Origin of the sequence: Burkholderia sp. Se-20373 (assembly GCF_017104705.1) — a bacterium.
Classification (GTDB): Bacteria; Pseudomonadota; Gammaproteobacteria; order Burkholderiales; family Burkholderiaceae; genus Burkholderia.
The window spans coordinates 1-16,470 of record NZ_JAAGPH010000162.1; the positions used below are offsets into that span (position 1 = coordinate 1).

Here is a 16,470-nt window from a genome sequence, read left to right on the forward strand (position 1 = left end):
TCGCCGCTTCGGCCGCGCCTGCGGGTCGGGTTTCCACAGCGTCGGGCGCGAATACCGGCCGTTCTGGCGGGGCGCCATCGAATTGACGGTATGCGCGGTGGTCGGCTGGACGATGTCGTCGTCGCGATGCAATGCGCTGCGCGGCAAGTCGGCGATGCCGCGCGCGTCGTCGTCACCGCCGTCGCGCGCCAGCTTGACGCCGAACGACGTATCGACCCACGCGGCGAATTGCCGCCAGCCGATGCCGGTCAGCCAGGGCAGCCCGGCGAAGAACAGCACGACCATCGCGACCGGCGTGCCGATCGGGCCGAGCACGTGGGCGAAGCCTGTCGAGAACGCATGGCCGAGCGCGTTCGTATCGGGGCCCGACAGCGGGCTCGTCAGCGTGCAGCTCGCCACGAACACCGCGGCGAAGCCGAGCCACAGACGGATCGAGCCGCGCCCGGCAAGCCCGACACCGCCAGGCAGCATCGCCTGCACGAGACGCCAGAAGAGAAGGAGGAACCAGACGGCGGAGATGCCGAACCAGCCGAAGACAACCGTGTGCATGCTTTGAAACAGGAGTGGGGAGGGGCGCGCGGGGCGCGACCCGCCGAGTTTAACCGGCCGGCGAACAAGACTCTAACGCGGCGTGCATCCGATTCACGCCGCGCGACGCGTGTGCGCGGCACACGCGCGTGGCGCGCCACGCGAAGGCGGTCGGTCGGCCTTCGCGCGCGCCGTGCATCAGGGGCTCCGGTGGGTGAAGGTCAGCGTTGCGCCGGACGTGGTCACGATCTGCAATTGCTGCGGCTCGCGCATCTGCACGCCGGTCTTGTCGACGTGGGCGAGTGCGTCGAGGTACGCGGTTTCGAGCTGGCCGCCGAGCGTATTCGGGCACGCCATCCGCGTGCCGGCGAGCGGCCCGAAGCTCAACAGGCCGTTCTTGATCGCGTAGGTGCCCATGTAGCGGTTGCAGCCCGAAAACCCGCTGGCGCGCCGGATGCCCGAGTCGGTCGACAGCGCGAGCTTGATCGGCTCGCCGTTGTCGCCGTGCGGGATCGCGCGCGGCGTGCCGTCGGCATTCAGCCAGTTGGTGAGTTCCCAGCTCGTGTCGTCGAGCAACTGGACGGCCGCCGGGTTGTACGGGTCGGGTGCGGGGGCGGCGGAATCGGGATGGGTCGGCATCGCGCAGGCGGCGAGAAGCGTGGCAAGCGTCAACGCGCAGAGCGGCGCGCGCAACGGGCGAAGCAGGCCGGTGCGTGCGCGTGCGGCGGCGGACAGGTGGGACATGAGCCTCGTTCCTCATCGGATTCTGATCAAGGCGTAAGAGTAACGCACCCGCCCCGCGGCAGGCGAGCCGACACTTCACACGTGAAAACGTTCGCAGCCTGCTTGCGAGCGGCCTGCCGCCGGGCGCCGGCGCGGCGAAACGCGCAAAACCGGCGCCGTGGCGCGTGTTAACATCGGAGCCGTTTTCGTCCTCCACCAGAAGCGGGTAATCACATGCAGATCGGTCAGCGGCTCGGTACGCCGCTCTCACCCTCGGCCACGCGCGTCATGCTGCTCGGCGCCGGCGAGCTCGGCAAGGAAGTCATCATCGCGTTGCAGCGGCTCGGCGTCGAAGTCGTCGCGGTCGACCGCTATCCGGACGCACCGGGCCACCAGGTCGCGCATCGCGCGCACGTGATCGACATGACGGACGCCGCGGCGCTGCGCGCGCTCGTCGAAGCCGAACGCCCGCACCTGATCGTGCCGGAGATCGAGGCGATCGCGACCGACGCGCTCGCGGCGATCGAGGCGGCCGGCCTCGCCGAAGTGATCCCGACCGCGCGCGCGACGCAGCTCACGATGAATCGCGAAGGGATCCGCCGGCTCGCGGCCGAGGAGCTCGGCCTGCCGACCTCGCCGTATGCGTTCGCGGATTCGTTCGAGGCGTTCAGCGCGGCGATCGCGAAGATCGGCATGCCGTGCGTCGTCAAGCCCGTGATGTCGTCGTCGGGCAAGGGGCAGTCGGTCGTGAAGAACGAGGCCGACGTGAAGCCGGCGTGGGACTACGCGATGGCGGGCGGGCGCGTGAACCACGGCCGCGTCATCGTCGAGGGCTTCGTCGATTTCGACTACGAGATCACGCAGCTCACCGTGCGCGCGATCGATCCGGCGACGAACGCCACGCGCACTTATTTCTGCGAGCCGGTCGGCCACGTGCAGGTCGCGGGCGACTACGTCGAATCGTGGCAGCCGCAGCCGATGAGCACGGTGGCACTCGAGAAGTCGCGCGAGATCGCGCACAAGGTCACCGAGGCGCTCGGCGGGCGCGGGATGTTCGGCGTCGAGCTGTTCGTGCGCGGCGACGACGTGTGGTTCTCCGAGGTGAGCCCGCGGCCGCACGATACGGGCCTCGTCACGCTCGCGTCGCAGCGCCAGTCGGAATTCGAGCTGCACGCGCGTGCGATTCTCGGGCTGCCGGTCGATCCGGCGCTCGGTACGCCTGCCGCGTCGGCCGTGATCTACGGCGGGCTCGACGAGCGCGGGATCGCGTTCGAGGGCGTGCGCGACGCACTTGCCGTGCCGGGCGCCGACCTGCGCCTGTTCGGCAAGCCGGAAAGTTTCGCGAAGCGGCGCATGGGCGTCGCGCTGGCGACCGGCGCGACCGTCGACGAAGCCCGCGAACGCGCGAAGCGTGCCGCCGCGGCCGTCCGGCCGGTGTCGGCCCGCTGACGTAATCAGGAGAGGACGATGACGCCGAAGTGGCTGCGTATCGGAAAGCTGGCCGTCGCGCTGGCGCTTGCAGTGAACCTCGCGGGTTGCGGGCTCGCGGCCGCACCGTGCCGGGTGGCCTCGGCCGGGCTCAAGATCGTGCCGCTCGTCGGCCATGTCGCGGCCGCACCGACCGACGCGTGTGCCGACGTCATCGATCCCTGATCACGCTACCCGACCCGATCGCCAACAATAATCACGCGCCCCGCGAGGGCGCGTTTCCACCCGTCTCGTGAGAGGACCTGCATGATTCGCCAAACCCTCGCCGCGCTCGCACTCGCCGGCACGGCCGTTTCCGTCGCGCATGCCGCACAGCTGACCGTTGAAGAGATCGACGCCGATTCGCGGCAGTTCACCGTCTACCAGTGCGCGAACCAGAAGCAGCCGGTGCGCGTGTCGTACTGGCTCGCGGGCAACGGCCAGAGCTTCGCGCTCGTACCGGTCAACGGGAAGCAGATGCTGTTCGTCGACACCGTGTCGGCGTCGGGCGCGCGCTACCAGGCCGGCCGCTATACGTGGTGGACGAAGGGCAAGGAAGCGACGCTGCGCGACGAGATCGCCGACCAGAGCGCGCCGCCGCTGCTGGGCGACTGCGTACAGGTCGAGAAGAAAAAGAAGAAGGGCTGAGCGCCGGGCGGGAGCGGGGATCGCGCTGCCGGTGCCGGCCGGCGGCCGGCTGCCGGGCCTGATGACCCGGCACGCGGGGTGACCTCAGGCGATCGGGCCAGGCGCTCCACGATCGGACCCCTGAAATCATCCGCTGGCCCATCGGGCTAGTCCGATCGGGTCATCCGCCGACCGCGCGGGGCAGTCCCGGCCCGCCGCGCGAACCGCCGTTGTGGCCGTTCGCCGCGTTGTCACGGACAGATGGCCGCGCAGTGCTACAATACGGCCCTTTCCGCCGGCATTCGCGCCGAACGGAGTCCGCACGGCCTGGCGTCCAGCGTTCATATTGAACCGGTCCCAAGCGCCAGAGCGGCGCCGCGCGGCGCGCCGCGGCTCCGTCTATTTCCGAATTGTGATGAGCGCAGGCCCGGCTGGCCTGACGCACGATGTCCCCGCCGCGCCTTTTGAGCGAAACGCCACCATGTCCGATTCTGTCGCCAAGCCCGTCGACGCAACCTTCGATCAATTCGGCCTTGCCGCCGATATCCTGAAAGCCATTGCGGAGCAGGGCTATACGACGCCGACGCCGATCCAGGCGCAGGCCATTCCGGTCGTGCTCGCCGGCCGCGACGTCATGGGCGCCGCGCAAACGGGCACCGGCAAGACCGCGAGTTTCTCGCTGCCGATCATCCAGCGCCTGCTGCCGCAGGCCAACACGAGCGCGTCTCCGGCGCGCCACCCGGTGCGTGCGCTGATCCTCACGCCGACCCGCGAACTCGCCGACCAGGTCGCCGCGAACGTGCACGCGTATGCGAAGCACACGCCGTTGCGCAGCGCGGTCGTGTTCGGCGGCGTCGACATGAACCCGCAGTCGGCAGAGTTGCGCCGCGGTGTCGAGATCCTGATCGCGACGCCGGGCCGCCTGCTCGATCACGTACAGCAGAAGACGGCGAATCTCGGCCAGGTGCAGATCCTCGTGCTTGACGAAGCCGACCGGATGCTCGACATGGGTTTCCTTCCGGATCTGCAGCGCATCCTGAACCTGCTGCCGAAGGAGCGCCAGACGCTGCTGTTCTCGGCCACCTTCTCGGGCGAAATCAAGAAGCTCGCGTCGACCTACCTGCGCAACCCGCAGACGATCGAGGTCGCGCGCAGCAACTCGACGAACGCGAACGTCACGCAGATCGTCTACGACGTCGCCGAAGGCGACAAGCAGGCGGCCGTCGTGCAACTGCTGCGCGATCGCGGCCTCAAGCAGGTGATCGTGTTCTGCAACAGCAAGATCGGCGCAAGCCGGCTTGCGCGCAATCTCGAGCGCGACGGCGTGGTCGCGTCGGCGATCCACGGCGACAAGACGCAGATCGAGCGGATGCAGGCGCTCGACGCGTTCAAGCGCGGCGAGATCGAGGCGCTGGTCGCGACGGACGTGGCCGCGCGCGGCCTCGACATCGCCGAACTGCCGGCCGTGATCAACTTCGACCTGCCGTTCAGCGCGGAAGACTACGTGCACCGGATCGGCCGTACCGGCCGTGCGGGTGCGACGGGCGATGCGCTGTCGCTGTGCAGCCCGAACGAGCGCAAGCAGCTCGCCGATATCGAGAAGCTGATCAAGCGTCCGCTCGAAGTGCAGACGCTCGCGCTCGACAAGCCGGCACGCCATCGTCACGACGAGCGCGGCAACGACCGCGGCGGCGATCGCAACAGCGAGCGCGGTGGCGAACGAGGCGGTGAACGAGGCGGCCGTCGCGATCGCGACGAGCATCGCGGTGCATCGGGTCGCCGGACGGGCGGCTCGGAGCGCGGTCATCACCGTCGCCACGAAGCGCCGGTCGACGATTTCTTCCTGAAGCCGTACGAGCCGTCGGCGCCGGCGAAGCAGCAGGACGACGCACAGCCGGCACAGCAGCCCGAGAAGAAGGGGCCGAAGCGTCAGGTCGCCGCACTGCTCGGCGGGTTCGGGATGCCGCGCAAGCCGTCGGCATAAGCCGGGCGAACGTGACGGCGCGGCGCGCGAGCGCTGCTGGAGAAGCGGGTGCATGCGATGAGCATGTGCCCGTTTTTCATTGGGGCTGCGGTTTGACGGGGGAAGCGGGCGTGCGGCGTCGGCGGGGGGATGCAGTCGGCATCCGGCTTGGGCCCGGTCGCCGCGAAATCGGCGCGCCGCGTGCGTCAGCCGGCCTGCGGCCCGAAGCGCCTCGCCCATGCTGCCGTGGCGGCGGCGTAGAACGTATCGAGGGTCGTGCCTGCAAGCGTGCCGTCGGGCGCGAGGCCCAGGTGCACGGCCGCGGCGCGCAGCGCCGGCAGCGGATCGTCGCGTTCGAGCGCGGTCGCGCCCGTCTGCTTGCTGAGCTTCTCGCCGTTCGCATCGACGACGACGGGTACATGCAGGTATTGCGGCGTCGGCACGCCGAGGCAGTGCTGCAGGTGAATCTGGCGTGCGGTCGAGTCGAGCAGGTCGGCGCCGCGCACGACGTGCGTGATGTGCGCGTCGGCATCGTCGACGACGACCGCGAGCTGGTAGGCCCATTGTCCGTCCGCGCGCTTCAGCACGAAATCGCCGACTTCGGTCGCGAGGTTCTGCGATTGCGTGTGCTGCCAGCGATCGTCGAACGTGACGAGCGCGTCGTCGCCGTCCGGCACGCGCAGCCGCCACGCGCGCGCGGGCTTGCCGTGCAGGCCGGCGCGGCAGGTGCCCGGGTAGGCGAGTGTCGTATGGCGCTCGTGCGCGGCGCGCAGCGAATCGGCGATTTCCTTGCGCGTGCAGCCGCACGGATAGACGCGCCCGGCCGCGACGAGCCGTTCGAGCGCGGCCGTATAGGCGGCATCGCGCGTGCTTTGCCAGACGGGCGGCTCGTCGGGCGTCATGCCGAAATGCGCGAGCGTCGCGAGGATGTCGTCGGCGGCGCCCGGCACCGTGCGCGGGCCGTCGAGATCCTCGATGCGCACAAGCCATGCGCCGCCGTGCGCGCGCGCGTCGAGCCAGCTCGCGAGTGCGCCGACCAGCGAGCCGAAATGCAGCGGGCCGGTGGGCGACGGCGCGAAGCGGCCGCGATAGCCGGTCATCGGGGCGCGGGGCGGTGCGCGCTTACGCGGCGCTGGCCGCCGGTGCGCAGGCCGGGCACGACTTGCCGGGCACGTAGCTCGGCGACTGTTGCGCTTCCGGCGTGACGACCGCTCGGCACGCGAAGCACGTGACGTTCTCGGTGGGCTGGAGCTGCGGATTCAGCGCGGTGCGGTAGTCGAACACGAAGCAGTCGCCGTGATAGTGCGCGCCGCCGACTTCCTCGAAGTACTTCAGGATCCCGCCTTCGAGCTGATACACGTTCTCGATGCCGATTTCCTTCATGTGGATCGCGGCTTTCTCGCAGCGGATGCCGCCCGTGCAGAACGACACGACCGTCTTGCCTTCGAGGTCGGCGCGGTTCGCGTCGATCACTTCGGGGAATTCGCTGAACTTGTCGATGCGGTAGTCGAGCGCGTCGTCGAACGTGCCGACGTCGACTTCGAAGGCGTTACGCGTGTCGAGCATCACGACCGGGCGCCCCGTGTCGTCGTGGCCGCGATCGAGCCACGTCTTCAGCGTGCGCGCGTCGACGAACGGCGCGCGGCCGAGCTCCGGCTTGATCGCCGGCTTCTTCATCGTGATGATTTCGCGCTTCAGGCGCACGAGCATGCGGCGGAACGGCTGCGAGTCGGACAGGCTCTCCTTGAACTGCAGCGACTCGAACTTGCCCTCGAACAGCGGATCGTGGCGGAGGTAAGTGATGAACGCGTCGGCGGCTTCGCGCGTGCCGGCGATGAACAGGTTGATGCCTTCCGGCGCGAGCAGGATCGTGCCGCGCAGGCCGAGTTCGTTGCAGCGGGCGGTGACGAGCGGGCGCCATTGCTCGTTCGCGTCGAGCGACACGAAGTGGTAGGCGGCGAGGTTGACGATGGTCATGATGGTCCGACGGGAAAACGGCCGCACGGCGGCCCGCAAAAAAGGGTGCGAAGCCGGGGCGTGGATTCGAAAAACCGTATTATCCCGCAAACCGCGCCCGGGCCGGCACCCTGCCGTCTGGCGAGCCGCGCGACGTGCGGTCGCGCACATCGGCCGAACGGCCAGCGCGGGGATTTTTTGGGCAGCCCGCGCGGCGAGGCGGCTACAATAGCGCCCATGTCAGATCCTCGCTTCGTCCATCTTCGCGTTCACTCCGAATTCTCGATTGCCGACGGCATCGTGCGCATTGACGACATCGTCAAGGCGGCGGCCGCGGACGGTCAGGGCGCGCTCGCGCTCACCGATCTCGGCAACGCATTCGGTCTCGTCCGTTTCTACCAGGAAGCCCGCGGCAAGGGCATCAAGCCGATCGCCGGCTGCGACGTCTGGATCGCCAATCCGGACGACCGCGACAAGCCGTCGCGGCTGCTGCTGCTCGTCAAGGACAAGGTCGGCTACCTGAATCTGTGCGAGCTGCTGTCGAAGGCGTGGCTCACGAACCAGTACCGCGGCCGTGCGGAACTCGACGCGAGCTGGCTCGACGGCGAGCGCTCGCAAGGGCTGCTCGCGCTGTCGGGCGCGCAACAGGGCGATATCGGGCTCGCGCTTGCCGCGGGCAACGAAGAAGCCGCGCGCCGTCACGCCGAGCGCTGGGCGAAGGTGTTCCCGGGCGGCTTCTACATCGAGCTGCAGCGTTACGGCCAGCCGGGCGCGGAGGCGTACATCCAGCAGGCCGCGACGCTCGCCGCGGCGCTGAAGCTGCCGGTCGTCGCGACGCACCCGACGCAGTTCATGACCGACGACGATTTCACCGCGCACGAGGCGCGCGTGTGTATCTCGGAAGGCGACATCCTCGCGAACCCGCGGCGCCAGAAGCGTTTCACGACCGACCAGTATTTCCGCACGCAGGACGACATGGCCGCGCTGTTCGCCGACCTGCCGTCGGCGATCGCGAACACGGTCGAAATCGCGAAGCGCTGCAACTTGAAGCTCGAGCTCGGCAAGCCGAAACTGCCGCTGTTCCCGACGCCGGACGGGATGTCGCTCGACGACTACCTGGTCCAGCTGTCGAAGGAAGGGCTCGAGACCCGTCTCGCGCAGCTGTATCCGGTCGAGGCCGAGCGCGACGCGCAGCGCGACACGTATTACAAGCGCCTCGAATTCGAGTGCGGGACCATCACGAAGATGGGCTTCCCGGGCTACTTCCTGATCGTCGCGGACTTCATCAACTGGGCGAAGAACAACGGCGTGCCGGTCGGCCCGGGCCGCGGCTCGGGCGCCGGTTCGCTGGTCGCGTACGCGCTCGGCATTACCGACCTCGATCCGCTGCGCTACAACCTGCTGTTCGAGCGTTTCCTGAACCCGGAACGCGTGTCGATGCCCGACTTCGACATCGACTTCTGCCAGCACGGCCGCGACCGCGTGATCCAGTACGTGAAGGAGAAGTACGGCGCGGACGCCGTGTCGCAGATCGCCACGTTCGGCACGATGGCCGCGAAGGCGGCCGTGCGCGACATCGGCCGCGTGCTCGACCTCGGCTACATGTTCACCGACGGCATCGCGAAGCTGATCCCGTTCAAGCCGGGCAAGCACGTGACGATCGCCGACGCGATGAAGGAAGAGCCGCAGCTGCAGGAGCGCTACGACCACGAGGACGAAGTGCACCAGCTGCTCGATCTCGCGCAGCGCGTCGAGGGCCTCACGCGTAACGTCGGGATGCACGCGGGCGGCGTGCTGATCGCGCCCGGCAAGCTGACCGATTTCTGCCCGCTGTACACGCAGGGCGACGACGGCGGCGTGGTCAGCCAGTACGACAAGGACGACGTCGAAGCCGTCGGCCTCGTGAAGTTCGACTTTCTGGGCCTCACGACGCTGACGATCCTCGACTGGGCCGAGCGTTACATCCGCCGCCTCGATCCGTCGAAGGCCGACTGGTCGCTCGCGCAGGTGCCGCTCGACGATCCCGCGTCGTTCCAGATCCTGAAGAAGGCCAACACGGTCGCGGTGTTCCAGCTGGAAAGCCGCGGGATGCAGGGCATGCTGAAGGATGCGCAGCCCGACCGCTTCGAGGACATCATCGCGCTCGTGTCGTTGTATCGTCCGGGCCCGATGGACCTGATCCCGAGCTTCTGCGCACGGAAGCACGGCCGCGAGAAGGTCGAGTATCCGGATCCGCGCGTCGAGCCCGTCCTGAAAGAGACCTACGGCATCATGGTCTATCAGGAGCAGGTGATGCAGATGGCGCAGATCATCGGCGGCTACTCGCTCGGCGGCGCGGACTTGCTGCGTCGCGCGATGGGCAAGAAGAAGCCAGAGGAGATGGCCAAGCACCGCGAGATCTTCGCGGAGGGCGCGGCGAAGAACGGCCTCACGCGCGAGAAGTCCGACGAGATCTTCGACTTGATGGAGAAGTTCGCAGGCTACGGCTTCAACAAGTCGCACGCGGCCGCCTATGCGCTGCTCGCGTACTACACCGCGTGGCTGAAGGCGCACCATCCGGCCGAATTCATGGCAGCCAACATGACGCTCGCGATGGACGACACCGACAAGGTGAAGATCCTGTTCGACGATTGCGTCGTGAACAACCTCGTCGTGCTGCCGCCGGACATCAACCAGTCGCATTACCGCTTCGAGCCGGTCGCCGAAGCCGACGGCAAGCGCTCGCGCACGATCCGCTACGGTCTCGGCGCGGTGAAGGGCAGCGGCCAGAATGCGATCGAGGAAATCCTGCGCGCCCGCGAGGAAAAGGCGTTCACCGACCTGTTCGACTTCTGCGAGCGGATCGACCGGCGTGTCGTCAACCGCCGCACGGTCGAGGCGCTGATCCGTGCCGGCGCGTTCGATTCGCTGAACACGAACCGTGCGCAGCTGATCGCGTCGGTGCCGCTGGCGATGGAAGCGGCCGACCAGGCCGAGGCGAACGCGATGCAGGCCGGCCTGTTCGACATGGGCGCCGAGTCGCCGCACGCGCATGCGCTCGTCGACGAGCCCGCGTGGGACGACAAGCGCCGCCTGCAGGAAGAAAAGGGCGCGCTCGGCTTCTACCTGTCCGGCCACCTGTTCGACGCGTATCGCGACGAGGTGCGCCGCTTCGTGCGGCAGAAGGTCGGCGACCTGAAGGAAGGGCGCGACAAGCTCGTGGCCGGCATCATCGCGTCGCTGCGCACGCAGATGACCCAGCGCGGCAAGATGCTGATCGCGCTGCTCGACGATGGCTCGGGCCAGTGCGAGATCACGATCTTCAACGAGCAGTTCGAGGCGAACAAGGCGCTGTTCAAGGAAGACGAGCTGCTGATCGTGCAGGGGCAGGCGCGCAACGATGCGTTCACGGGCGGCATCCGCTTTACGGCCGATACCGTGATGGATCTCGAGCGCGCGCGCAGCCGCTATGCGCAGGCCGTCCGGCTGACGATGAACGGCAACGCCGACGCGGCCGCACTGCGCCGCGTGCTCGAGCCGCACGTGTCGAAGGACGATCCGGCGGCGAACGTGGTCGAAGCACCGGCGCCGCGCGGCGGCGGGCGCGATGGCGGCCGCCGCCCGCAGGCGCCGCTGCCGAACGGGCTCGCGGTCCAGGTTCACTACAGCAACGCGCGGGCACAGGGTGAAATGCGCCTCGGCGACGCATGGCGCGTGAAGCCGAGCGACGTGCTGCTCGCGGAGCTGCGAGCGACGTTCGACGGCAGCGTCGTCGAAATCACGTACTGATCGCGCCTTCGCCGAACGGCGCTCGCGCCATGCGGCCCGTCGCATCGCCATCGTGCGGTGCGGCGGGCCGTTTTTGCAGGTTCACGCAAGCGGGTCTTGGGCTGACCATCCGGACGCTATACAATCCGGCGCTAGCCGCACGAACGCAGCGCCGACCGCCGCTTGTCCGGCGGATCGCGCCGGTATCGCGCACATAAACGGGGGCGGATCCGTGCGGCGAGCCGCGATAGGCGACCAGGCCGTCCGGGAACCGGATGCCGTGAAATGGCTCGTCGCGACGACAAAAACTGACAGTCCCCACATGACCATGGCCAATGTGAACCCGACGCAGCGGATTCTCGTGATCCGGATCGATTTTCTGGGCGACATGCTGTGCACAACGGCGTTTCTCCGCGCGCTGAAGGAGCGCTGGCCCGGCGCGGAACTCCATGTGGTCGCGAACCGCTACAACGCGGCCGCGCTGGCCGGAAACCCGGACGTCGACGCGGTCCACACCTACGTCTATAGCCGTCAATGCGAGCGCAACGACCGTCCCGGGCGGATGCGCGCGTTCTTCGACCGGCTGCGGCTGGTGCGTCGCCTGCGTCGCTTGCGGTTCGACCTCGTGGTCGTGCCGAACGGCGGCATGCATCGCAGCAGCATGCAGTTCGCGCGCCAGATCGGCGCGAAGGATTGCCGCTGGCACGATGCCGAGACGGAATTCGACGATCGCAAGCCCGAGCATGTCGCCGAGCGGCCGATGTGCCACGAGGCGTTGTCGGGTTTCCGGCTCGTACCTGAACTCGGCCGCGCCGACGTCGACCGCCTCGCGTTGTCGGTTCATCCCGACCGCGCGCTGCAGGACGCGTGGTACCGGCTGCTCGGCGCACGCACGAAGCCGCGCGTCGGGTTGTTCGTCACGAACAAGGCGGTCGAGCGCCGCTGGCCGGCCGATCGTTGGCGCGACCTCGCCGAGCGTCTCGCGCCGCATGCCGACGTGATCGTGTTCCGCGACCCGGCCGTTGGCCATGCCCCCGAGGACGATTCGTGGCGCGACGTGTGCGCGCGCCATGTTGCGCCGTCGTCGGTCGCCGACCTGATGGCCGCGGCGAGCCTGCTCGATGCGATCGTCTCCGCCGACAGCGCCCCCGTGCACCTCGCGTCGGCGCTCGGCGTGCCCGTCGCCGCGCTGTTCGAGGATCGTCCCGAGAAATACCTGCGCTGGCATCCGCTCGGTGTGCCGCACGTGATCGTGCGCGCCGGCGCGACCGTGGACGCGATCGGCGTCGACGCGGTCGAGCGTGCGGTGAATCACCTGCTGCCGCAGGCCACCCAACGTGACGAACGGTTGGCCGACGCAGCACACACGCAGCCGGCGGCTGCCGCTGCGACGCCGGTGATCATGACCATCGCTTCGTAGCGCCACGGGCATCGCAGGTACTGCGTACGCCACCGGCGCGCGGTGTGCCTGCCGCGCCGCACCTCGTGAGCCGGGCCGCATCAGGCTGACCGGACGGCCGATTCGCCATGTCGCGCCGGCTGCTGCAAAATCCTGTACATTGCCAGCCTTGTTCAGCCAGCCAGACACACCCGCCGTGGCCCTGTTTTCTTCCGCCCGCCCGCCCAGAACCATCCTCGTTGCCGCGCCGCGTCGTATCGGCGATGTGCTGCTGACGACGCCGCTCGTCCGTTCGCTGAAGGCCCGCTGGCCTGAAGCGCAGATCGACATGCTGGTGTTTCGCGGCACCGAAGGCGTGCTCGAGCACAATCCGGACGTGCGGCGCGTGATCGTCGTCGCGCAGCGCGCGGGCTTCCGCGAGCGGCTGCGCGACGCGCTGTCGATGTGGCGCCGCTACGATCTTGCGTGCGCGGCGCTGAGCTCCGACCGGCCGCGCTTCTACAGCTGGTTCGCGGGCCGCAGGCGGGTGGGCCTCGTCGATCCGAACCGCGTGACGTGGCTCACGCGGATGATGCTGAACGGGATCGCGATCAATCACCACGAATCCGCGCATACGGTCGTCAGCACGCTGGCGCTTGCCCCCGTGATCGGCATCGAGCCGGTGTCCGAGGTCGTCGCGCCCGGCATCGGCGACGATCCGGCACGGCGCGCACGCTTCGACGCGTGGCTGGCCGAATCGCCGGCGATCCGTGCCGGCAAGCCGCTGGTCGTGCTGCATCCGTATCCGATGTTCCGCTACAAGCAATGGCGGCTCGACGGCTGGGTCGAGATGATCGGCTGGCTGCGCGAGCAAGGCTTCGCGGTTGCGCTGTCCGGCGGTCCGGCCGACAGCGAGCGCGAGTATGCGGAGCAGGTCGCGGCCGAAGCGGGCGGCGACGTGCTGAACCTGGTCGGTCGCCTAACGTTCGGCGAAAGCGCCGAACTCGTGCGGCGCGCACGGCTTTTCATCGGGCCCGACACCGGCGCGACGCACGTCGCGGCGGCGACCGGCACCGACACGATCGCGCTGTTCGGCCCGTCCGACCCCGTGCGCTGGGGGCCGTGGCCGCAGCACTGGCCGGCGACCGAGAATCCGTGGCCGCTGCGCGGCTCGGGGCGGCACGGGAACGTGTGGCTGCTGCAGGGGGAGGGTGATTGCGTGCCGTGCCGGCACGAAGGCTGCGAGCGCAAGGTCGACAGCCGCAGCGACTGCCTCGTCAATCTCGGTGCGCAGCGCGTGAAAGCCGCGGCGGCCGAGATGCTCGGGCTGAATCCGCCGGGCCCGGCCGAAACGGTCGTCGATACGTCGCGGCTGCACCGCACCAGGTCCGACTGACGCGCGGGCGACGCGCGTTTCCTGGCGGTTGCCGGCGGCTTGTGTGGCGACGCGCCAGCCGCGCAGCCCGTTTCCTTCGACGGTAGGGAACTCCGCGGTGACCGAAGCCGGCCGCCGGCGGAGCGCAGGCCGCTGCGCGTTACGCGCTGCGCCGGATCGCCGACGTTTCGCGCGGCAGCGCCTCGGCGCGCTCGCCGCAGCCGAGCAGGATGCCGGCCAGCAGCACGATCAGGTGCCCTTCGGCGAAATCGAGCAGCAGCGAATTCGCGAGACTGCCGATTGCGAAGATCGCGAGCCAGCCGAGCAGCAGATGCCGCGAGCGCGGATCGAGCGTGCGGCTGCCGCGCGCGATCTGCACGATCAGGTTGATGAACAGCAGCAGGCCGAGCGTGCCGAGCTGCACGGCCATCAGCAGGTATTCGTTGTGCGGATTCGACGTGAGCTGGCCTTCGGCCGCCGTCTTGCCGGCCGTGAGCCGCTCGAATTCGGATTCGAGGCCGCCCGCGCCGTAGCCGATCACCGGGCGCTGGCGATACAGTTCGAGCCCCTTCTTGTACCACTCGAGGCGCAGCCCGGTCGACGTGGCCGCGTCGCTCTGCCGGTATTGCTGCACTTCCGTCACGACCTTCGTCAGCCGGCCGTTGTGAACCGTGCACGCGGCGATCACGAGCGCAATGCCGGCCAGCACGAACACGCCGGCGGCGAGCCCCGCGCGCAACGCCGATTGCCGGCGCAGCAACAGCACGAAACGCACGGCGACGACGAGGATCAGCAGCAGCGCGATGACCTGCCCGGTGCGACCCTGCAGCATCACGAACACGTTGACGAGCGACCACGCGGCAACGCCCGCATACGCGGCACGCGACAGCGCCGTGCGGGCCGCCAGCGCAAGATCGGCCGCCTGGTAGAACAGCAGCGCGCCGAACATGCCGGCGGCGATGTGGTTCTTGAACACCCAGGCGCGCGACAGCGGCAGCTCGGTCGCGTGCGCCGGCCCGATCGCGGTCAAGCCGAGATAGTTGGTGGTCGACAGCAGCAGGACCATGCACAGCGTGCCGAACCAGCAACGCCGCACGATCGGCGCCCAGTTCGAATGGCGGAAGGCGAGCACGGCGAACGGCAGCAGCAGCAGCTTGTCGTACTTGGCGACCCAGTTCCACGCCTTGTGGTGCGGCGCGACCGTATAGGTGACGCTGGCGGCCAGCGCGGCCAGGATCAGCAGCGCGGCGAGCGAGGCCGGGTCAGTGACGAACGAGCGCAGGTCGCGCCAGAATTCGGGGGAAATCACCAGCGCGGCGGCGAACAGCCCGCAGAACACGTTGGTCAGCGCGGTCGAGACGGGCACCATGCAGAGCGCGGCGACGGCGAATGCGCGGGCGGCGGTCAGGCGCCGCGAGGCGGGAGCGGAAAACGAAAGCATCGGAACCTGTCGAATGGACGAATGCGGCTTGCGTACGTCGTGCTGCGCGCCGCGCGCCCCGGCGGGAGATCCGGGACGAACGGCGCAGAGTATACGCGAAGCAGCGCGCGTTTCCGTGTCGTTTTCGGGGCGCGATCAACTGAACGCGCGCTTGATCCGCGAGCGCAGCAGCGCGCGCTTCAGGCTGCCTTCCACGGCCGGCGTGTCGAGCGCGATGCGCGTGCCCGCCGGCTCGCCGCGATGCAGGTAGTGGCGGTCGAACGTCGCCTGGGTCATGCCCCATTTGTTCAGAAACTGGCGGCGACCATCGTTCTTGACGATCTTGCCCGTGCTCTTCTGCTGGAAGTGGTAGACGAGGCTGTCGCCGACCCCGATGAAGATCCGGCAGCCGGCATCCCAGAATTTCATCGAGAAGTCGTTGTCGCTGCTCATGCCGGGCGACAGCTCGCTGCTGTAGCCGCCGATGCGGTTCCACCAGTCGCGGCGCACGAGCGTCGGCGGCCAGGTCGAGCCCAGCCAGTCGGCGCGCACGAGCTTCGGCGCCGCCGCGACGAGGCCCGCCGCGTCGAAATGTTCGGCGTCGCGGCCGAAATTGCTGACCACGACGCACGGGTTGCGCGTGTCGACCGGCTCGACCATCGTGCCCGACAGCATGAAGAGGTCGGTCGGCATCTGTTCGATGCGGCGCACGAGCGCCGTGTCCCAGCCGGGGCAGCAGAACATGTCGTCGTTCATGTAGACGACGTAGTCGCGCGTGGCGCGCGCGGCGGCCCAGTTCACCGCGTGGCAGATGCCGATGTTGGTCGGCGACGCAGTGTGCTCGATCCCTTCGCTGCGCACCCAGTCGAGCGTGCCGTCCGAGCCGTCGTTCACGTGCACGATGATCTGGTGGTCGTACGCGGAGTGGCGGCGCAGGCTGTCGACGACGAGCTTGAGGTACGGCAGGTTGTTCCAGGTCGGAATGATGATGGAGAACATGGCGGTCGGATTCGGTAGTCGTCGTGGCGGGCGGCGTGTGGCGCCGCCGGTCGGGCGGGCACGCGCGGCGCGGGCGGCCCGGCATTGTAACGCCGGGCCGGCTCCCTGCCGGGCGGGCGCTCAGCGGGCCCGTTCGTGGCCGAGCTTCAGGAAGCGGTAGTACACGGTTTCCGCGTTGAACACGGCGATCATGAAGCCGGCGCGGCCGTCCAGGAAGCCGCGGCGCAGCCCGGTCGTTGCCGCGAACGTCCAGGCCGCGCCCGGGAGCGCCCTTCCGAAGCCCGCGC

At 68.9% G+C, this 16,470-nt stretch carries 12 protein-coding genes and 2 pseudogenes; 7 read left to right on the forward strand and 7 right to left on the reverse strand.

Features of this window, described 5'->3' with window-relative positions:
• Together G3N96_RS32855 and G3N96_RS32860 are read right to left on the reverse strand one after the other, a co-directional pair.
• Positions 1 to 549 (reverse strand): annotated as a pseudogene (locus G3N96_RS32855) (DNA translocase FtsK); the annotation flags it as partial.
• 177 nt (positions 550 to 726) lie between these two features.
• Positions 727 to 1,272 (reverse strand): META domain-containing protein, encoded by a 546-nt coding sequence (locus G3N96_RS32860; protein WP_206139792.1) that lies wholly within the window; start codon positions 1,270 to 1,272, stop codon positions 727 to 729.
• A 213-nt stretch (positions 1,273 to 1,485) separates the two neighbouring features.
• On the opposite strand from G3N96_RS32860, the gene purT reads away from it, so the two are divergent.
• From purT to G3N96_RS32880, 4 genes are all read left to right on the forward strand, one after another.
• Positions 1,486 to 2,700, forward strand: a complete 1,215-nt coding sequence (purT, locus tag G3N96_RS32865) for a formate-dependent phosphoribosylglycinamide formyltransferase (RefSeq protein WP_206139793.1) — start codon at positions 1,486 to 1,488, stop codon at positions 2,698 to 2,700.
• A gap of 18 nt (positions 2,701 to 2,718) precedes the next feature.
• Positions 2,719 to 2,904 carry a DUF6726 family protein gene (locus G3N96_RS32870; RefSeq protein WP_089426022.1) on the forward strand — a complete coding sequence of 62 codons (186 nt, stop codon included), beginning with the start codon at positions 2,719 to 2,721 and terminating at the stop codon, positions 2,902 to 2,904.
• 81 nt (positions 2,905 to 2,985) lie between these two features.
• Positions 2,986 to 3,366, forward strand: a complete 381-nt coding sequence (locus G3N96_RS32875) for an MliC family protein (RefSeq protein ID WP_089440710.1) — start codon at positions 2,986 to 2,988, stop codon at positions 3,364 to 3,366.
• A gap of 394 nt (positions 3,367 to 3,760) precedes the next feature.
• Entirely contained in the window at positions 3,761 to 5,329 is a 1,569-nt protein-coding gene (locus G3N96_RS32880; RefSeq protein ID WP_124582679.1) for a DEAD/DEAH box helicase, read from the forward strand.
• Between the two features lie 185 nt (positions 5,330 to 5,514).
• Here the strand turns inward: G3N96_RS32880 and gluQRS are convergent, their stop codons facing one another.
• Together gluQRS and G3N96_RS32890 are read right to left on the reverse strand one after the other, a co-directional pair.
• Complete coding sequence (gluQRS, locus tag G3N96_RS32885) at positions 5,515 to 6,408, reverse strand: tRNA glutamyl-Q(34) synthetase GluQRS (RefSeq protein WP_206139794.1); 894 nt, start codon at positions 6,406 to 6,408, stop codon at positions 5,515 to 5,517.
• 22 nt (positions 6,409 to 6,430) lie between these two features.
• The gene (locus tag G3N96_RS32890) at positions 6,431 to 7,285 is read right to left on the reverse strand and encodes a sulfurtransferase (protein ID WP_124582683.1); all 855 of its coding nucleotides are present in this window, start codon (positions 7,283 to 7,285) and stop codon (positions 6,431 to 6,433) included.
• A 216-nt stretch (positions 7,286 to 7,501) separates the two neighbouring features.
• Here G3N96_RS32890 and dnaE point away from each other — a divergent pair, with 216 nt between their 5' ends.
• The 3 genes from dnaE to G3N96_RS32905 all read left to right on the forward strand — a co-directional run bounded on the left by dnaE (position 7,502) and on the right by G3N96_RS32905 (position 13,785).
• Entirely contained in the window at positions 7,502 to 11,032 is a 3,531-nt protein-coding gene (gene dnaE / locus G3N96_RS32895) for a DNA polymerase III subunit alpha (RefSeq protein ID WP_206139795.1), read from the forward strand.
• Positions 11,033 to 11,339: 307 nt separating this feature from the next.
• A complete protein-coding gene (locus tag G3N96_RS32900) occupies positions 11,340 to 12,431 on the forward strand; it encodes a glycosyltransferase family 9 protein (protein WP_206139798.1) in 1,092 nt (363 codons plus the stop codon).
• Positions 12,432 to 12,606: 175 nt separating this feature from the next.
• A complete protein-coding gene (locus tag G3N96_RS32905; protein WP_206139796.1) occupies positions 12,607 to 13,785 on the forward strand; it encodes a glycosyltransferase family 9 protein in 1,179 nt (392 codons plus the stop codon).
• Positions 13,786 to 13,924: 139 nt separating this feature from the next.
• Here G3N96_RS32905 and G3N96_RS32910 read toward each other — a convergent pair whose 3' ends face one another.
• The 3 genes and pseudogenes from G3N96_RS32910 to G3N96_RS39450 form a co-directional block, all read right to left on the reverse strand.
• Positions 13,925 to 15,205: an O-antigen ligase family protein gene (locus tag G3N96_RS32910; protein ID WP_124582689.1), complete on the reverse strand. Its 1,281-nt coding sequence runs from the start codon at positions 15,203 to 15,205 to the stop codon at positions 13,925 to 13,927.
• Positions 15,206 to 15,340: 135 nt separating this feature from the next.
• A complete protein-coding gene (locus G3N96_RS32915) occupies positions 15,341 to 16,183 on the reverse strand; it encodes a glycosyltransferase (protein ID WP_206139797.1) in 843 nt (280 codons plus the stop codon).
• 120 nt (positions 16,184 to 16,303) lie between these two features.
• Positions 16,304 to 16,470: pseudogene (locus G3N96_RS39450) on the reverse strand (glycosyltransferase family 2 protein); the annotation flags it as partial.